This window comes from Alcanivorax sp. HI0044 (assembly GCF_001634945.1).
The window spans coordinates 1-950 of sequence record NZ_LWEZ01000203.1 but is presented as its reverse complement, the minus strand read 5'-3'; the positions used below and the strand labels follow the sequence as shown (position 1 = coordinate 950).

Below are 950 nucleotides of genomic sequence, written 5' to 3'. Positions count from 1 at the left end.
CATTCTCGCCAATGACGGTGTGCTGTACTCGGAATCCGCCCAGAAAGGCGCGCACTTCATCGAGCTGTGCAACCAGCGCAAGATTCCCCTGCTGTTCCTCCAGAACATCACCGGTTTCATGGTCGGCCAGAAATACGAAGCCGAGGGCATTGCCAAGCATGGCGCCAAGATGGTCAACGCGGTGGCCTGTGCCACCGTGCCGAAATTCACCGTGATCACCGGCGGCAGCTTCGGTGCCGGTAACTACGGCATGTGTGGCCGCGCCTATGACCCGCGCTTCATGTTCATGTGGCCCAACGCCCGCATCTCGGTAATGGGCGGCGAACAGGCGGCCAGCGTGCTTACCCAGGTGAAACAGGCCTCGCTGAAGAAAAAGGGCCAGGCATGGAGCGATGAAGAGGCAGGACAATTCCAGGCCGAGATGACCGAACGCTATGAAGAAATGGCACAGCCCTGGTATGCCAGCGCCCGCCTTTGGGATGACGGCGTCATCGACCCCGCCGATACCCGAGATGTGCTTGGCCTGGCCATTTCCGCCAGCCTTAACGCACCGATTGAAGAAACACGCTACGGCGTGTTCCGGATGTGATCAGGACGCTGGACGCAAGATGCCTGACGCACGACGCAAAACAGGAAGCAAGCTATGAGCGTTAACACTTTGATCGAGGGCCCGGTTGCCCGGATTACGCTGGATAACCCGGACAAACGCAACGCGTTCGACGACACCATCATTGCCTCGCTCACCGAGGCCTTTGAAAAAGCCGGAAGCGATGAAGCTGTGCGCGTGGTGGTACTGCAGGCCGCCGGCAAGCACTTTTCTGCCGGTGCAGATCTGAACTGGATGCGCGCCATGGGCAGGCTGGATGCGCAACAGAACCAGCAGGACGCCCTGCGCCTGGCCACGCTGATGCAGGCCATTGATCAATGCACCAAACCGGTCATTGCTCGCG

Annotated in this window: 2 protein-coding genes; both read left to right on the top strand. The window is 59.8% G+C overall.

From position 1 onward, the window contains the following. Positions 1-589: carboxyl transferase domain-containing protein (locus A3730_RS02465; protein ID WP_304439453.1), on the top strand; the 589-nt coding region annotated here is incomplete at its 5' end. A gap of 54 nt (positions 590-643) precedes the next feature. Further along, positions 644-950: enoyl-CoA hydratase-related protein (locus A3730_RS02460; RefSeq protein WP_197477237.1), on the top strand; the 307-nt coding region annotated here is incomplete at its 3' end.